This window comes from Rhodoferax bucti, from assembly GCF_005876985.1.
In the GTDB taxonomy this organism is placed as follows: domain Bacteria; phylum Pseudomonadota; class Gammaproteobacteria; order Burkholderiales; family Burkholderiaceae_C; genus Allorhodoferax; species Allorhodoferax bucti.
The window spans coordinates 235,667-249,205 of record NZ_VAHD01000003.1; the positions used below are offsets into that span (position 1 = coordinate 235,667).

14 protein-coding genes are annotated in these 13,539 nt (G+C 59.9%); 5 read left to right on the forward strand and 9 right to left on the reverse strand.

Annotated features, from left to right (window positions below):
• Positions 1-6: 6 nt before the first annotated feature.
• Complete coding sequence (guaB, locus tag FDM28_RS12135) at positions 7-1,476, reverse strand: IMP dehydrogenase (RefSeq protein WP_138515445.1); 1,470 nt, start codon at positions 1,474-1,476, stop codon at positions 7-9.
• 73 nt (positions 1,477-1,549) lie between these two features.
• Between guaB and FDM28_RS12140 the strand changes: the two genes are divergently transcribed.
• Positions 1,550-2,065 (forward strand): DUF4124 domain-containing protein, encoded by a 516-nt coding sequence (locus tag FDM28_RS12140; protein ID WP_138515446.1) that lies wholly within the window; start codon positions 1,550-1,552, stop codon positions 2,063-2,065.
• A 21-nt stretch (positions 2,066-2,086) separates the two neighbouring features.
• Here FDM28_RS12140 and FDM28_RS12145 read toward each other — a convergent pair whose 3' ends face one another.
• Both FDM28_RS12145 and FDM28_RS12150 read right to left on the reverse strand, forming a co-directional pair.
• Positions 2,087-2,434, reverse strand: coding sequence for an RnfH family protein (locus tag FDM28_RS12145; protein WP_138515447.1), 348 nt, complete (start codon positions 2,432-2,434; stop codon positions 2,087-2,089).
• Positions 2,424-2,867 carry a type II toxin-antitoxin system RatA family toxin gene (locus FDM28_RS12150; RefSeq protein WP_138515448.1) on the reverse strand — a complete coding sequence of 148 codons (444 nt, stop codon included), beginning with the start codon at positions 2,865-2,867 and terminating at the stop codon, positions 2,424-2,426. The genes FDM28_RS12145 and FDM28_RS12150 overlap by 11 nt, the downstream gene beginning before the upstream one ends.
• Before the next feature lie 80 nt (positions 2,868-2,947).
• Here FDM28_RS12150 and smpB point away from each other — a divergent pair, with 80 nt between their 5' ends.
• The 4 genes from smpB to FDM28_RS12170 all read left to right on the forward strand — a co-directional run bounded on the left by smpB (position 2,948) and on the right by FDM28_RS12170 (position 5,283).
• Positions 2,948-3,421: an SsrA-binding protein SmpB gene (gene smpB / locus FDM28_RS12155; protein ID WP_138515449.1), complete on the forward strand. Its 474-nt coding sequence runs from the start codon at positions 2,948-2,950 to the stop codon at positions 3,419-3,421.
• A gap of 90 nt (positions 3,422-3,511) precedes the next feature.
• Positions 3,512-3,886: a COG4315 family predicted lipoprotein gene (locus tag FDM28_RS12160; RefSeq protein ID WP_138515450.1), complete on the forward strand. Its 375-nt coding sequence runs from the start codon at positions 3,512-3,514 to the stop codon at positions 3,884-3,886.
• A 6-nt stretch (positions 3,887-3,892) separates the two neighbouring features.
• Complete coding sequence (locus tag FDM28_RS12165; protein WP_138515451.1) at positions 3,893-4,435, forward strand: sigma-70 family RNA polymerase sigma factor; 543 nt, start codon at positions 3,893-3,895, stop codon at positions 4,433-4,435.
• 11 nt (positions 4,436-4,446) lie between these two features.
• The gene (locus FDM28_RS12170) at positions 4,447-5,283 is read left to right on the forward strand and encodes an anti-sigma factor family protein (protein ID WP_138515452.1); all 837 of its coding nucleotides are present in this window, start codon (positions 4,447-4,449) and stop codon (positions 5,281-5,283) included.
• Here FDM28_RS12170 and FDM28_RS12175 read toward each other — a convergent pair.
• The 6 genes from FDM28_RS12175 to infB all read right to left on the reverse strand — a co-directional run bounded on the left by FDM28_RS12175 (position 5,271) and on the right by infB (position 13,515).
• Positions 5,271-6,383, reverse strand: a complete 1,113-nt coding sequence (locus tag FDM28_RS12175) for an enoyl-CoA hydratase/isomerase family protein (protein ID WP_138515453.1) — start codon at positions 6,381-6,383, stop codon at positions 5,271-5,273. The genes FDM28_RS12170 and FDM28_RS12175 overlap by 13 nt on opposite strands.
• Positions 6,380-7,252 (reverse strand): DMT family transporter, encoded by an 873-nt coding sequence (locus FDM28_RS12180; protein WP_138515454.1) that lies wholly within the window; start codon positions 7,250-7,252, stop codon positions 6,380-6,382. Before FDM28_RS12180 ends, FDM28_RS12175 begins: the two co-directional genes overlap by 4 nt.
• A gap of 102 nt (positions 7,253-7,354) precedes the next feature.
• Positions 7,355-9,178 carry a translational GTPase TypA gene (typA, locus tag FDM28_RS12185; RefSeq protein ID WP_138515455.1) on the reverse strand — a complete coding sequence of 608 codons (1,824 nt, stop codon included), beginning with the start codon at positions 9,176-9,178 and terminating at the stop codon, positions 7,355-7,357.
• Positions 9,179-9,192: 14 nt separating this feature from the next.
• Positions 9,193-10,194 (reverse strand): tRNA pseudouridine(55) synthase TruB, encoded by a 1,002-nt coding sequence (gene truB, locus FDM28_RS12190; RefSeq protein WP_138515457.1) that lies wholly within the window; start codon positions 10,192-10,194, stop codon positions 9,193-9,195.
• A 4-nt stretch (positions 10,195-10,198) separates the two neighbouring features.
• Positions 10,199-10,567 (reverse strand): 30S ribosome-binding factor RbfA, encoded by a 369-nt coding sequence (gene rbfA / locus FDM28_RS12195; RefSeq protein ID WP_138515459.1) that lies wholly within the window; start codon positions 10,565-10,567, stop codon positions 10,199-10,201.
• A 14-nt stretch (positions 10,568-10,581) separates the two neighbouring features.
• Positions 10,582-13,515: a translation initiation factor IF-2 gene (gene infB, locus FDM28_RS12200; protein ID WP_138515461.1), complete on the reverse strand. Its 2,934-nt coding sequence runs from the start codon at positions 13,513-13,515 to the stop codon at positions 10,582-10,584.
• Positions 13,516-13,539: the final 24 nt, after the last annotated feature.

The following is a 13,539-nucleotide window of genomic DNA, read 5'->3' on the forward strand; positions in this document are numbered from 1 at the left end:
GTCCGGTCAGTCAGCTCGGTAATTGGGGGCTTCCTTGGTGATCTGCACGTCATGGACGTGACTTTCACGGATGCCCGCTGTCGTAATTTCTACAAATTCCGCTTGGTCTTGCATATCGGCAATCGTGGCGCAACCGCAGTAGCCCATACTGGCGCGGATACCACCGGCCATCTGGAAAACGATGGCCACCATAGAACCCTTGTACGGCACACGCCCCTCAATACCTTCCGGCACCAGTTTGTCCGCATTGGGGTTGCCCGTGCTGGACTCCTGGAAATAGCGGTCCGCACTGCCCTGCTGCATGGCACCGATAGACCCCATGCCGCGATAGCTCTTGTAGCTGCGCCCTTGGTACAAGATCACCTCACCTGGTGCCTCTTCGGTACCGGCAAACATGCCCCCCATCATGACGGTGCTGGCGCCTGCCGCGATGGCCTTGGCGATGTCACCGCTGTAACGGATACCGCCGTCAGCAATCAAAGGAACACCCGTACCTTTGAGCGCGGTGGCCACGCTGTCAATCGCCATGATCTGGGGCACGCCCACACCAGCCACAATGCGGGTGGTGCAGATGGAGCCGGGGCCAATACCCACTTTCACAGCATCCGCACCAGCCTCTACCAACGCGAGTGCCGCGGAGCCGGTGGCAATGTTGCCACCAACCACATCCACTTGCGGGAAGTTTTGCTTTACCCATCGTACGCGGTCAATCACGCCTTTGCTGTGACCATGGGCGGTGTCGACCACAATCGCATCCACACCCGCAGCGACGAGCGCCTCCACACGAGCCTCGGTGCCTTCACCTACGCCCACCGCAGCGCCTACGCGCAAGCGACCGGTTGCATCCCGGGCGGCATTGGGAAAGTTGAGTTGCTTGGTAATGTCTTTCACGGTTATCAAGCCTTTGAGCTCGAACGCCTCGTTCACCACCAGCAAGCGCTCCAGCTTGTGCTTGTTCAGCAAAGCTTTCGCGGCTTCTGGCGTGGTGCCGTCGGGCACGGTGATCAGCCGCTCACGGGGCGTCATGATTTCGCGCACGGTCTGGTCGTAGCGGGTTTCGAAACGCAAGTCGCGGCCGGTGACGATACCGACCACTTTGCCCGCATCAACCACTGGAAAACCGGAAACACCCAGTTGGTCCGATAACGCCATCACTTGGCGCACGGTGGTGTCAGGGGTAATCACGACCGGGTCACGCAGCAAACCGGATTCGTACCGCTTGACCTTCGACACCTGCGCAGCTTGCTCTGCGGGCGTGAGGTTTTTGTGAACAATGCCCATACCGCCCTCTTGCGCGATGGCAATTGCCAAGCGTGCTTCGGTCACAGTGTCCATGGCCGCAGAAACGAGCGGCAGGTTCAATGCGATGTTGCGGGAGAAACGGGTGGCGAGGCTGGTGTCCTTGGGAAGGACTTGGGAGAACGCTGGCACCAACAACACATCGTCGAAGGTGAGCGCTTTGCCGAGAAGGCGCATGTCAAAGCTCCAAAAATTGGATTGTACCCGCGTGCATCACCGCTTTCAGGCGGCCAGACGCTAAACTGCCACCATGAAACTGCTGAACACCGTCATAGCAACACTCCTGCTCACCCTGGCCATGGGGGCAAGCGCCCAATGGCAATGGATTGACAAAGACGGGAGAAAAATCTTTAGCGATCGAGGTCCCGGCTCGGAAGTGCCCGAGAAAAATATCCTCAAACGCCCTGCCGGGAGCAAGCCCGGCAACGCCGCTGCGAGCCCGATCACGCCAGAAGCCACCGACCCCACCGCTAGCACTGGAGCCCCGGCACCAGCGCCCAAAGACACAGGCGTAGACAAATCGCTGGAGGCCAAGAAAAAACAAGCTGAAGCAGCAGAGGCCGCGAAAAAGAAGGCTGAGGATGACCGCATTGCACGCGCCAAAACGGATAACTGCCGCATTGCCAAGCAGGCCAAAGCAACATTTGACAGCGGGGTGCGGGTGGCGCGCACCAATGCGGCAGGTGAACGCGAGTACCTGGACGATGCAACCCGCGCTGCGGAGATGCAACGAATTCAGGGCGTCATCGAGGCAGACTGTCGGTAGCGCAATCCAGCCGGACTGGCCTCAGTAACCCGCTTTGGAGCCCTGTCGCTGCTTGGAGAAAAGGCCTGCCGACTTGGCGCCTTGCTTGGCAAAGCGCTCCCGCCTCGCGACTTTCGGGTCCACCGTGAGCGGGCGGACGATTTCCAGTCGGTCGCCGTCCCGCAAAGCGTGCTGAGCGGTGACCCGTCTCCCCCAGACTGCAAGACCTAACTCATCCACCTCATGGGCAGGAAGCGCTTGCAGCAGGCCACTTGCAGCTACGGCCTGCGCAACCGTAGCCCCATCCGGCATATCGATCGGTATTTGCTGACACCGCCGCGGCGCATGCCCATACACCACCAGCACGCGGAGGGTGCCGTCAGTCGCCATAGACCTGCTGGGCTCGCTTGACAAACGCATCCACCAGATTGGCGGCGATTTTGTCGAATACCGGGCCCACTAGTTTGGCAAGCGTCCCGCTCTCGAAACCATAGTTCAGCGCCAAGCTCACCTTGCAGGCGCGCTGGCTGCCGTCCCCCACGGCTTGAAACAGCCACTCTCCATCCAAATTGGAAAACGGCCCCTTCACCAGCTGCATGCCGACCCGCTTGGCATCGTCATGGGAATTGCGAGTCACAAACGTCTGCCGAATCCCGCTGAACGATATGCCGACTTCTGCGGTCATGCCTTGGGCGTCCTGTGCGAGCACTTGCGCATGGTCACACCAGGGCAGGAAACGCGGGTACTGGGCCACGTCGGTCACCAAGGCATACATTTCAGCGGGGCTGTACCAGATCAGAACGGACTTGTTGACAGTTTTCATAGAATACGAGGTTGCGCGGGATTGTAGACAAGCCCATATGCGTCTCTTTCAATTCTGCACCTCACCCCCACTTCGTCTCCATGGCCAAAAAACCCGAAACTGCTTCGCGCATTGCTGATAATAAAAAAGCCGCGTTCAACTATTTTTTTGAGGAACGCTTTGAGGCCGGCTTGGTGCTGGAGGGGTGGGAAGTGAAATCTCTGCGCGAGGGCAAAGTGCAGCTCACCGATGGCTATGTGGTGATCCGCAATGGCGAAATGTTCATCATCGGTCTGCAGATCAACCCGCTGCACACCGCATCCAGCCACGTCAGCCCGGACAAGGTTCGCACCAAAAAGCTGCTGCTGCACAAAGAAGAAATCAAGCGCCTGACCGGGAAAGTCGAGCAAAAAGGCTACACGCTTGTGCCTATCAACCTGCACTGGAAGAGTGGCAAAGTGAAGTGCGACATTGCATTGGCCAAAGGCAAGGCCGAACACGACAAGCGCGACACCATCAAGGACCGCGAAGGCAAGCGCGAAGTGGAGCGCGCCATGAAAGATCGCAACCGCTAAAAAATAGTTGGCGGGTCATGGAATAAACGGCAGGTGGCATGCGTTTATCCCGGTAGCAGGCATTCCGCCTGCGTTCAACTGGAGTCCCCCATGAAATTTGTTTCTTTGTTGGTTCTGTCTGGTGCATTGCTGGGCGGCTGCGCAGCCCTGTCCCCATCGGAGCCTGTGGCGGTTAGCAACGGTGTATTGACCGGCACCAACGGCATGACGCTGTACACCTTTGACAAAGACGCCACCGGCAGTGGCAAATCGGTGTGTAACGGGCCGTGCGCCGTCAACTGGCCGCCGCTGCTGGCGACCGACTCCGACAAAGCGCATGGTGACTACAGCATCATCACCCGAGATGATGGCAAGAAGCAGTGGGCCCTCAAAGGCAAACCCTTGTACTTCTGGATCAAAGACAGCAAAGCAGGCGACACCACTGGCGACGGTGTGCAGGGCGTTTGGCACCTGATCAAACCCTGAACCTGCATGCACCCCTCTCAGCTGCGCGAGCAACTCCCCGGGCTGCGCCGCTATGCACGGGCGCTCACGGGTAATGCGTGGGCAGCTGATGATTTGGTGCAAGACACCCTGGAGCGCGCCTGCGACAAGTGGCGCTTGTGGTCAGCCGGCACCGATTTACGGGCATGGCTCTTCACCATCATGCACAACATCCATGCCAGCGACCTGCGCCGCACGCTGCGACAACAGCAACTGGCCCCCACCGGCCCGTGGGACCAAGAAGCCCAAAAGGTGGCAGACGCGCCCTCAAACAGCGATATGCGCCTGGACCTGCAACACTGCCTGATGCAGCTCCCGCAGGAGCAACGGACGGTACTGCTTCTCGTGGTGCTGGAGGACATGTCTTACGCAGAAGTCGCCGCCATCACGGCAACGCCGATAGGCACCGTGATGTCGCGCCTCTCCCGTGCACGGAGCCGGCTGGAGGCCTTGATGAACGGGCCTGCAGCCAAGGAAACACATTCCGAACCTGCCGGTGCACAAATAATCCCCCTGCACGGCTCCCGCTGAGTATTCGCCTTATGCCCACCGTTTCCGGCCCCTCTCCGACCCAAGAGCAAATTCACGCCTGGGTTGACCAGCGCCTCTCGCCCGAAGAGCACGCTGCTGTGGAAGCCCTGCTGGCAGCACAGCCTCACCTCCATGGCGAGGCGCGGCAATGGAGGGCCCAAGCACAGGCGCTTCGCGCTCTGTACCCCGAAGACAGGGGAGCGCCCGTGCCGGACCACCTTGAAGACAGTTTGCGCCAGCTGGCTCTGCGGCAGCAGCGCCACACCCTCTGGGCGCGCTGGGGTGGCATGGCGGCCAGCGTGGCGCTGGCGTTTGCTGGCGGTTGGTACATGCGCCCTCCCCTGTCCGGCGCAGCCATGGCTGCGGGCACGTCGAGCCCCCATACCTTCATACAACAAGCTAGTGTGGCCTATGCCGTCTATGCCCCCGAGGTGCGCCACCCGGTCGAGGTCACGAGTGCAGAGCAAGCGCACCTGGTGCAATGGCTGTCCAAGCGTTTGGGCCGGACTTTGCGTGTGCCCGACCTCAGTGCAGAGGGCTACACCTTGATGGGGGGGCGGCTGTTACCCGGTGACTCCGGGGCCCGGGCCCAATTTATGTTTCAAGATGCCGCAGACCATCGCATTACGCTGTACCTGGGCGGGGTGTCCACGCCCACAGCGCAGCCCTCAGGCCACGATACGGCATTCCAATTCAGCAGCCAAGGCAAAAACAGCAGCTTTTACTGGGTAGACCAGGGCTTTGGCTACGCCCTGACCGGCGTCTTGGACCGTGCTGCGTTGATGCAACTGTCTGAGCTTGTATTCGCGCAAATCAGCGCTGCAGATACCGTCACTCAACCCAAATGACGCAGAGGATGGGCGTAAGCAGGCCAAGGGCTGCTGAAAAACGGCTCCACCATTGCCGGCGTGACGTCCTCCACCCGTGCAGGGCTCCAGCGTGGCTGGTGGTCTTTGTCTACCGCCAAGGCCCGGATGCCCTCTACGGTTTCCGACTGCGCGGCGGTGCGCCCTAAATGGCTTGGCGCAAAGCAGTGCCGCACCATATCGCGCTCCATACGCAAATCGTCCGCCAGGTGCATGGTGCGCGCACGGCGCACCTGCTCCAACGCCACATGCAGCATCAGGGGGGAACGCTTGCGCAATGTCGCCTCGGTTTGCAGGGCCCACGCGCTGCCATCTGCATGTAAGCGTGCCAGTATCGCAACGACCGATTCAGCGCTAAAAACAGCATCAATTTGGCTTCTAGCGCTCATGGAATGTGCGCCAGCCGCTATCGAATAAGTAGCAGTCCACGACGCCAAGGCATCGGTGGTGCTCCAGTCAAGCTGCGACAGCGCGGCCCACGCATCACTGAGCCGCTCGGGGTCCACACAGTGATCGGCCAAGCCTAGGGTGATGGCGGTACCGGCATCGATGACCTCACCCGTCAGCGCCAACCACTCGCCGGTAGCGCCCGGGCAGCGGCTCAGAAAATAGCCGCCCCCCACATCAGGGAACAGGCCGATATGGGTTTCCGGCATTGCCATTTTGGTTTTGGAAGTCACCAGCCGGTGCGAGGCGCCTTGACTCAACCCCATGCCCCCGCCCATGACGATGCCGTCCATGAAGGCGATATAGGGCTTGGGATAGTGGTGGATCAGGTGGTTGAGCGCGTACTCTTCGGTGAAAAAATCTTCCAGAGCGGGGTCACCCGCCAACGCGGCCCTATGAAAAAAGCGGATGTCACCGCCTGCACAAAAGCCGCCAAACACCCCTTCCTTATGGCTTCCGCGGATGGCGACAGCGTGGATGCGCGCATCCTCGCGCCAGGCGTGCAGCGCAGCGCTCAGGGCTCGCACCATCTCCAGGCTCAGCGCATTGAGGGCTTTGGGGCGGTTCAGGGTGATAAACCCCACGCCCCCCTGCACATCCAGCACCACGTCGTTGCACGCTGTCATCTCGTTCATGTCCGTTGTCTCCATCCAATCACTTCATTCACCACCAGCGCGCAGATCACGACGGCACCGCCGGTCAGCACCGCCATACCGGGCGCCTCGTTAGCGCCCCACCAGGCGAGGAGGATACCGAATATCACCTCCAGCAATTGCAGCAACGAGATCTCGGGGGCGTTCAAAATTTGCGCACATCGCACACTAAGCACGCACGGCACCGCCAGCTGAAAAACACCCAACACGCCGAGCAGCGCCACGTCATGTGGTGTCGCTTGAAACGGCAACGCCAACGGCAGGGTGACCGCACAGCATAAAACGCCGCCCACCCACACCGCTGGCATCAGGTCTACATCATGGCCTTGGGCATGGGCGTGTTGTGTCACCGTCCAGTTGGTCGCGCCTGCAATCGGCACACACAAAGCAACCAGGGTGCCCCAGAGGCTCAAGGTGTCGATTTGAGAGGCATACATGTACACAATGCCCGCCCCTGCGACCACCACCGCGACCCAAGTGCGCGCGGGAATGCGATGGCCGATGAACAGGCGCGCAATCACCGCCGTCAGCAAGGGGCCGAGCGACATGGTGACCAACACATTGCCCACGCTGGTCAAGGTCAGCGCCACCATAAAGGCGGTAAACATCACGCTCCAGCACACCCCGGAGAGCCAGAAGGCCATGCCGGCGCCACGCATTTTGGCAAACACGTCGCGCCCTTGCGAGAGAGGCAAATACACGCCCAAGCTCAGCACCGTGAACGCGGCGCGCCAAAACGTGACTTCAAAGCTCCGGGCAGACTCCAAATGCCGCGTCACCACGCCGGCGGTGGACCACATCAAAGTGACCGCGACCATCAAAAAAATGGCACGGTTATGGGTGAGTTTCATGGGTGTTGATTCCAAACAAAACGCCCCGGTGCCGGTCAAACCGGTCCGTGGGCGTATGGTCCCAGTGACGGGAATGAGGCGGCCAGAGGCCGCACCCACTGCTTAGTCGCGGCTGGCGCGCTTGCGTTCGTGCTCTTTCAAGAAACGCTTGCGCAGACGCACGGACTTGGGCGTGATTTCTACCAGCTCGTCGTCCTCGATGAACTCCACGCCGTATTCCAAGGTCAACTCGATAGGAGGTGTGATCTTGATCGCATCTTCCTTGCCAGACACGCGGAAGTTGGTCAACTGCTTGGTACGGGTGGCGTTCACGATCAGGTCGTTGTCACGGTTGTGGATACCCACAATCATGCCTTCGTACACCGGATCGTTCGCCTTCACGAACATACGGCCGCGGTCGTCCAGCTTGCCCAGCGCGTAGGTAAAGATTTCACCGTCGTCCATGGAGATCAGCACGCCGTTCTTGCGGCCACCGATCTCACCCTTGTGCGGCTCGTAGCTGTCAAAGATGTTGGAGATCAGGCCGGAACCACGGGTCAAGTTCAGGAATTCGTTGGAGAAACCGATCAAGCCACGGGCAGGAATGCGGTATTCCAAACGGACACGGCCACGGCCGTCCGGTTCCATGTTGATCAACTCACCCTTACGCTCGCCCATGGCTTGCATCACGCCGCCCTGGTGCTGCTCTTCGATGTCGGCTGTCACCAGCTCGATAGGCTCGTGCTTCTCGCCGTTGATGTCCTTGAACATCACGCGCGGCTTGGACACGGCCATTTCATAGCCTTCACGGCGCATGTTTTCCAGCAGGATAGTCAGGTGCAATTCACCACGACCCAACACTTCAAACACGCCTTCTTCGTCGGTTTCGTTGACGCGCAGCGCCACGTTGTGTTGCAGTTCTTTTTGCAGGCGGTCCCAGATCTGGCGGCTGGTCACGAACTTGCCTTCACGACCGGCCAAGGGGCTGGTGTTCACGCAGAAGTTCATGGTCAGGGTCGGCTCGTCCACCTTCAGCATGGGCAGAGGCTGGGGATTGGTGGGGTCGGTCACCGTCACGCCGATACCGATGTCTTCGATACCGTTGATCAGCACGATGTCGCCGGGGCCGGCCAAGGGGCTCTGCATGCGGTCCAGACCTTGGAAGGTCAACACCTGGTTCACGCGGCCTTTGACAGCCTTGCCATCCGGGCCTTCCATGACCACCACGTCTTGCATGGGCTTGATCGTGCCTTGGCTGATACGGCCTACGCCGATACGGCCCACAAAGCTGGAGAAGTCCAGCGCAGAAATTTGCAACTGCAAAGGTGCAGCGGGATCACCGGAATTCGGTGGCACGTGCTTCAGGATGGTGTTGAACAGGGCCGACATATCGGGGCCCCACTGCTCACCGGGCGCACCCTCTTCCAAGGAAGACCAGCCATTGATACCGGAGGCGTACACCACGGGGAAGTCCAATTGCTCGTCGGTTGCACCCAGTTTGTCGAACAGGTCAAACGCAGCGTTAACCACCTTGTCGGGGTTGGCACCGGGCTTGTCCACCTTGTTCACCACGACGATAGGCTTCAGACCCAAGGCCAAGGCCTTCTTGGTCACGAAACGGGTCTGGGGCATGGGGCCTTCTTGGGCATCAATCAGCAGCAACACGCTGTCGACCATGGACAGGGCGCGTTCCACTTCGCCGCCGAAGTCCGCGTGTCCGGGGGTATCCACGATGTTGATGTGGGTGCCTTCCCAGCTCACCGCGCAGTTCTTGGCCAAGATCGTGATGCCACGTTCTTTTTCGATGGCGTTGTTGTCCATCACGGTGTCGACTACTTTTTCGTGCTCGGCAAAGGTGCCGGACTGACGCAGCAACTGGTCAACCATGGTGGTTTTGCCGTGGTCAACGTGCGCAATGATGGCGATGTTTCGGATTTGTTTACTCATGGTTCACTTTCTGCTTACGCCCCTAGGGCCAAGGTTTCGTTACTCTGTTTCAAACTCTGTTCTAGGGCCTGCTGCTGGCCCAAGGTTTCGCTGATCTCCAGCGGACTCAACAAACGCACCGGGATCAATTCCCCGGCCTTCACATGCGCCGTACCTAGCAAGGCACGGGGCTGCGTGGCGTATACCGCCACTTGCTCAGCATCCGCCCACGCTCCGCGCCTGCGCATGCCACTCAAAAAACGTGCCGCATTCTCACTGTCCAATGTGACAGGCACATGCTGCGGCAAGAGCGCATCGACCGGCAAGAGGCACGCCAAACGCTGCTCTTCCGTCATGGCCTCCAAGGCCTCCAAACTGACGCATCGGCTGGTATCAAAACCGCCGGTGCGTATGCGGCGCAGCGCACTCAAATGCCCGCCACACCCCAGGGCCTCACCAATCTCTTCACCCAAGGTGCGGATATAGGTTCCCTTGCTGCACTCCACTATCAATTTGATAGCTGGTTGCGCACTATCCACGGGCGCCGGCAGCTGATTCAATGCATAAATCACCACATGGCGGGCTTCACGCTCCACTTCAATGCCCGCACGCGCGTACTCGTAGAGCGCTTTGCCGTCCTTTTTCAAGGCACTGTGCATCGGTGGCACCTGCGCAATCGGCCCGGTGAACCGTGCCAACACGGCATCCAGTTGCTCCTGCGAAAAAGCCACAGGACGCTCGCTAAAAATCTCGCCCTCTGCGTCCGCCGTGCTGGTTTTGATGCCCAGTCGTACCGTCGTTTCATAGGCCTTGTCGGCATCCAAATGCATCTGGCTGAACTTGGTCGCGGCACCAAAGCACAGCGGCAACACGCCGGTCGCTAAGGGGTCCAGCGTGCCGGTGTGGCCCGCTTTTTCCGCTCGCAGCAACCATTTGGCTTTCTGCAAAGCCTGATTACTGGACAAACCAATAGGCTTGTCCAGCAACAGCACCCCATGCACGGGGCGCCTTGCAACCCGTGCACGTGGCGCGTTCATAGGTTCAGTCCTCTTTCGCGCGCGAAGACACCGCACGCGCAATCAAGGCATTCATGTCCGCCGCACGTTCAGTAGTCTGGTCAAAAATGAAATGCAAGGTCGGCACGGTGTGGATGTGTAAACGCTTGAACAGACCGGCGCGCAAAAAGCCCGCAGCCTGGTTCAGGCCTTCGGCCGTCTCCACCGGGTCGCCGACCAGCAAGCTGAAAAAGACCTTGGCGTGGGCGTAGTCGGGCGTGACTTCGACGCCCTGGATAGTGACCATACCCACCCGCGGGTCCTTGAGCTCGCGGGCGATCAGCTCGGCCAGATCCCGTTGGATCTGGTCGGCCACCTGGAAGCTGCGGTTGGGTGTCGATGACTTTTTGCGCACTCGATGTCTCTCGCTTACAGGGTACGGGCGATTTCTTTAACCTCGAAGAACTCCAGCTGATCACCTTCTTTGATGTCGTTGTAGTTCTTGAGCTTGATACCGCACTCGAAGCCTTCTTTGACTTCGCGTACATCGTCCTTCATACGCTTCAAAGAGTCCAGTTCGCCGGTGTAAATCACCACGTTCTCGCGCAACAAACGGAAGTGTGCGTTGCGAGTGACAAAGCCGTTGGTGACCATACAACCCGCGACCGTACCGATCTTGGACGCCACGAACACGGTTCGGATCTCGGCCATACCGATGATCTCTTCGCGCTTCTCGGGCGCCAACATACCGGACATGGCTGCCTTCAACTCATCCACGGCGTCGTAAATGATGTTGTAGTAACGGATGTCCACGCCATTTCCTTCGGCCAACTTGCGCGCGCCGGCATCGGCACGGGTGTTGAAGCCGATGACGATCGCCTTGGAAGCGATGGCCAAGTTGATGTCGGACTCACTGATACCACCCACAGCGGAGTAGACCATCTGCACCTTGACTTCGTCGGTCGACAGCTTGAGCAGCGACTGCGCCAAGGCTTCCTGCGAACCCTGCACGTCCGCCTTGACGATGATGGGCAACATCTTGACGTCGCCACCACCGATATCGGAGAACATGTTTTCCAACTTGGCGGCTTGTTGCTTGGCCAACTTGGTGTTGCGGAACTTGCCGGCACGGTAAGTTGCGATTTCACGGGCACGGCGCTCGTCCGACATCACCATGAACTCGTCACCGGCTTGCGGCACTTCAGTCAAGCCCTGGATTTCTACCGGAATGGAAGGACCCGCGGTTTCGATCTTGTGGCCGTTTTCGTCCAACATGGCGCGCACGCGGCCATAGGTCTGACCAGCCAGCACCACATCGCCCACCTTCAAGGTACCGGACTGCACCAGCATCGTGGCCACAGGGCCACGGCCCTTGTCCAGCTTGGCTTCGATGACCAAGCCCTTGGCCATGGCATCCACAGGGGCCTTGAGTTCCAGCACTTCGGCTTGCAGCAGCACTTGCTCCAGCAATTCGTCAATGCCCATACCAGTCTTGGAAGACACAGGCACGAATGGAGAATCACCACCGTATTCTTCCGGCACCACCTCTTCCACCACCAGCTCTTGCTTCACGCGGTCGGGGTTGGCATCGGGCTTGTCGGACTTGGTGATCGCCACCACCAAAGGCACGCCTGCCGCTTTCGCGTGCTTGATGGCTTCTTTGGTTTGAGGCATGACGCCGTCGTCGGCGGCCACCACCAGAATCACGATGTCAGTAGCCTGCGCACCACGGGCACGCATGGCCGTAAACGCCTCGTGGCCGGGGGTATCCAGGAAAGACACCATGCCACGCGGTGTTTCCACGTGGTAAGCACCGATGTGCTGGGTAATGCCGCCGGCTTCGCCCGCAGCCACTTTGGCGCGACGGATGTAGTCCAACAGCGAGGTTTTACCGTGGTCCACGTGGCCCATCACGGTCACCACAGGAGCGCGTGGCAAGGAAGGCGCTTCCTGGCCTTGCACGTCGTCGTCGGTAAACGCTTCAGGATCATCCAGCGCCGCCACTACGGCCTTATGGCCCAGTTCTTCCACCACAATCATGGCGGTGTCCTGGTCCAGCGGCTGGTTGATCGTGACCATCTGGCCCAGCTTCATCAATTGCTTGATGACTTCGGATGCCTTGATCGCCATCTTGTGGGCCAATTCAGCCACGGTGATGGTTTCAGGCACGTGCACTTCAATGACGCGCGCTTCGACCGGCGCAGCTTGCTGGTTGTGGTGGTCGTCGCGATCGCGGTCGTTACCACGGCGGCCCTTGGGGCCTGCACGCCAGTTGCTGGAACGGCCAGCACCTGCGGTGGTGTCACCACGGGTCTTGAGTTCTTTCTTCTTGGCAGGATCGCCAGCCCAGCTGCTGGACAGCTTGGCGGACTTGACTTCCTTGCCATTGCCTGCGGGCGCGCCAGCATTTCCGGCACCGGGTGCAGGTTTGCCAGGCTTGGCCACTGCGGAGCCGTTGGCAGGCTTGTGCAGCGTGCCCTTCATGGCGGCTTTGGCGTCGACAGCCGGCTTGGGCTCTTCGACCTTCTTGGGCGCAACCATGACCTTTTTAGGAGCCGCCATCATGGAGCGGATCGCAGCAGCTTCCGCTTCCGCTTTGCGACGGCGTTCGCTCAGATCGGCTGCGCGCGCAGCCTCCTCAGCCGCTGCGGCTTTGGAAGCCTGGGCAGCGGCGGCGGCACGCTCTTGCGCAGCGACTTTGGCAGCCGCTTCGCTGGCTTGTGCTGCGGCAGCAGCATCCACTGCCTGCACGGTAGGCACGGGCTCGGCTTTCGCTGGAGCTTGCACTTGTGCAGCCGCCTGCTCTTGGGCCTTGCGAGCCGCAACAGCTTGGGCTTCGCGCTCGGCAGCCGCTGCTTGCTCAGCGGCGGCTTTGGCGCGGGCTTCTTGCTCTTCGCGCTCACGGCGGCGCTGGGCCAACTCTTCTTCCTGGCGACGAATCAACTCAGCCTGACGGCTGGCTTCTTCTTCGCGACGCGCCAATTCCGCGTCTTCAATGACTTGGGCGGCATTGGCAGAGGCAACATCATGTTCCTCAACTTCGGTAGTGCCTTCCACGCCGTCATCACGGCGCACAAAGGTGCGCTTCTTGCGGACTTCCACCTGAATGGTGCGGGCTTTGCCGGTGGCATCGGCCTGCTTGATTTCCGTGGTTTGCTTTTTCACCAGCGTGATCTTCTTGCGTTCAGGGCTGGCAGTGCCATGGCTGTTTTGCAAGAAATTCAACAAGCTGTGTTTATCCGCATCGGTCAGCACATCGCCCGCAGAGGCCTTGGGCACTCCGGCGGATTTCAGCTGTTCGAGCAGCGTATCGGTAGATTTTTTGAGTTCATTGGCAAACTCGGCAACGGTCGTACTGGACATATTCTGTGAAACCTTTCATGACCG

Bases quoted from the DNA above. Each gene is read 5' to 3' on its own strand.
- guaB (WP_138515445.1), bottom strand. From the start codon at position 1,476: ATGCGCCTTCTCGGCAAAGCGCTCACCTTCGACGATGTGTTGTTGGTG.
- FDM28_RS12140 (WP_138515446.1), top strand. From the start codon at position 1,550: ATGAAACTGCTGAACACCGTCATAGCAACACTCCTGCTCACCCTGGCC.
- FDM28_RS12145 (WP_138515447.1), bottom strand. From the start codon at position 2,434: ATGGCGACTGACGGCACCCTCCGCGTGCTGGTGGTGTATGGGCATGCG.
- FDM28_RS12150 (WP_138515448.1), bottom strand. From the start codon at position 2,867: ATGAAAACTGTCAACAAGTCCGTTCTGATCTGGTACAGCCCCGCTGAA.
- smpB (WP_138515449.1), top strand. From the start codon at position 2,948: ATGGCCAAAAAACCCGAAACTGCTTCGCGCATTGCTGATAATAAAAAA.
- FDM28_RS12160 (WP_138515450.1), top strand. From the start codon at position 3,512: ATGAAATTTGTTTCTTTGTTGGTTCTGTCTGGTGCATTGCTGGGCGGC.
- FDM28_RS12165 (WP_138515451.1), top strand. From the start codon at position 3,893: ATGCACCCCTCTCAGCTGCGCGAGCAACTCCCCGGGCTGCGCCGCTAT.
- FDM28_RS12170 (WP_138515452.1), top strand. From the start codon at position 4,447: ATGCCCACCGTTTCCGGCCCCTCTCCGACCCAAGAGCAAATTCACGCC.
- FDM28_RS12175 (WP_138515453.1), bottom strand. From the start codon at position 6,383: ATGAACGAGATGACAGCGTGCAACGACGTGGTGCTGGATGTGCAGGGG.
- FDM28_RS12180 (WP_138515454.1), bottom strand. From the start codon at position 7,252: ATGAAACTCACCCATAACCGTGCCATTTTTTTGATGGTCGCGGTCACT.
- typA (WP_138515455.1), bottom strand. From the start codon at position 9,178: ATGAGTAAACAAATCCGAAACATCGCCATCATTGCGCACGTTGACCAC.
- truB (WP_138515457.1), bottom strand. From the start codon at position 10,194: ATGAACGCGCCACGTGCACGGGTTGCAAGGCGCCCCGTGCATGGGGTG.
- infB (WP_138515461.1), bottom strand. From the start codon at position 13,515: ATGTCCAGTACGACCGTTGCCGAGTTTGCCAATGAACTCAAAAAATCT.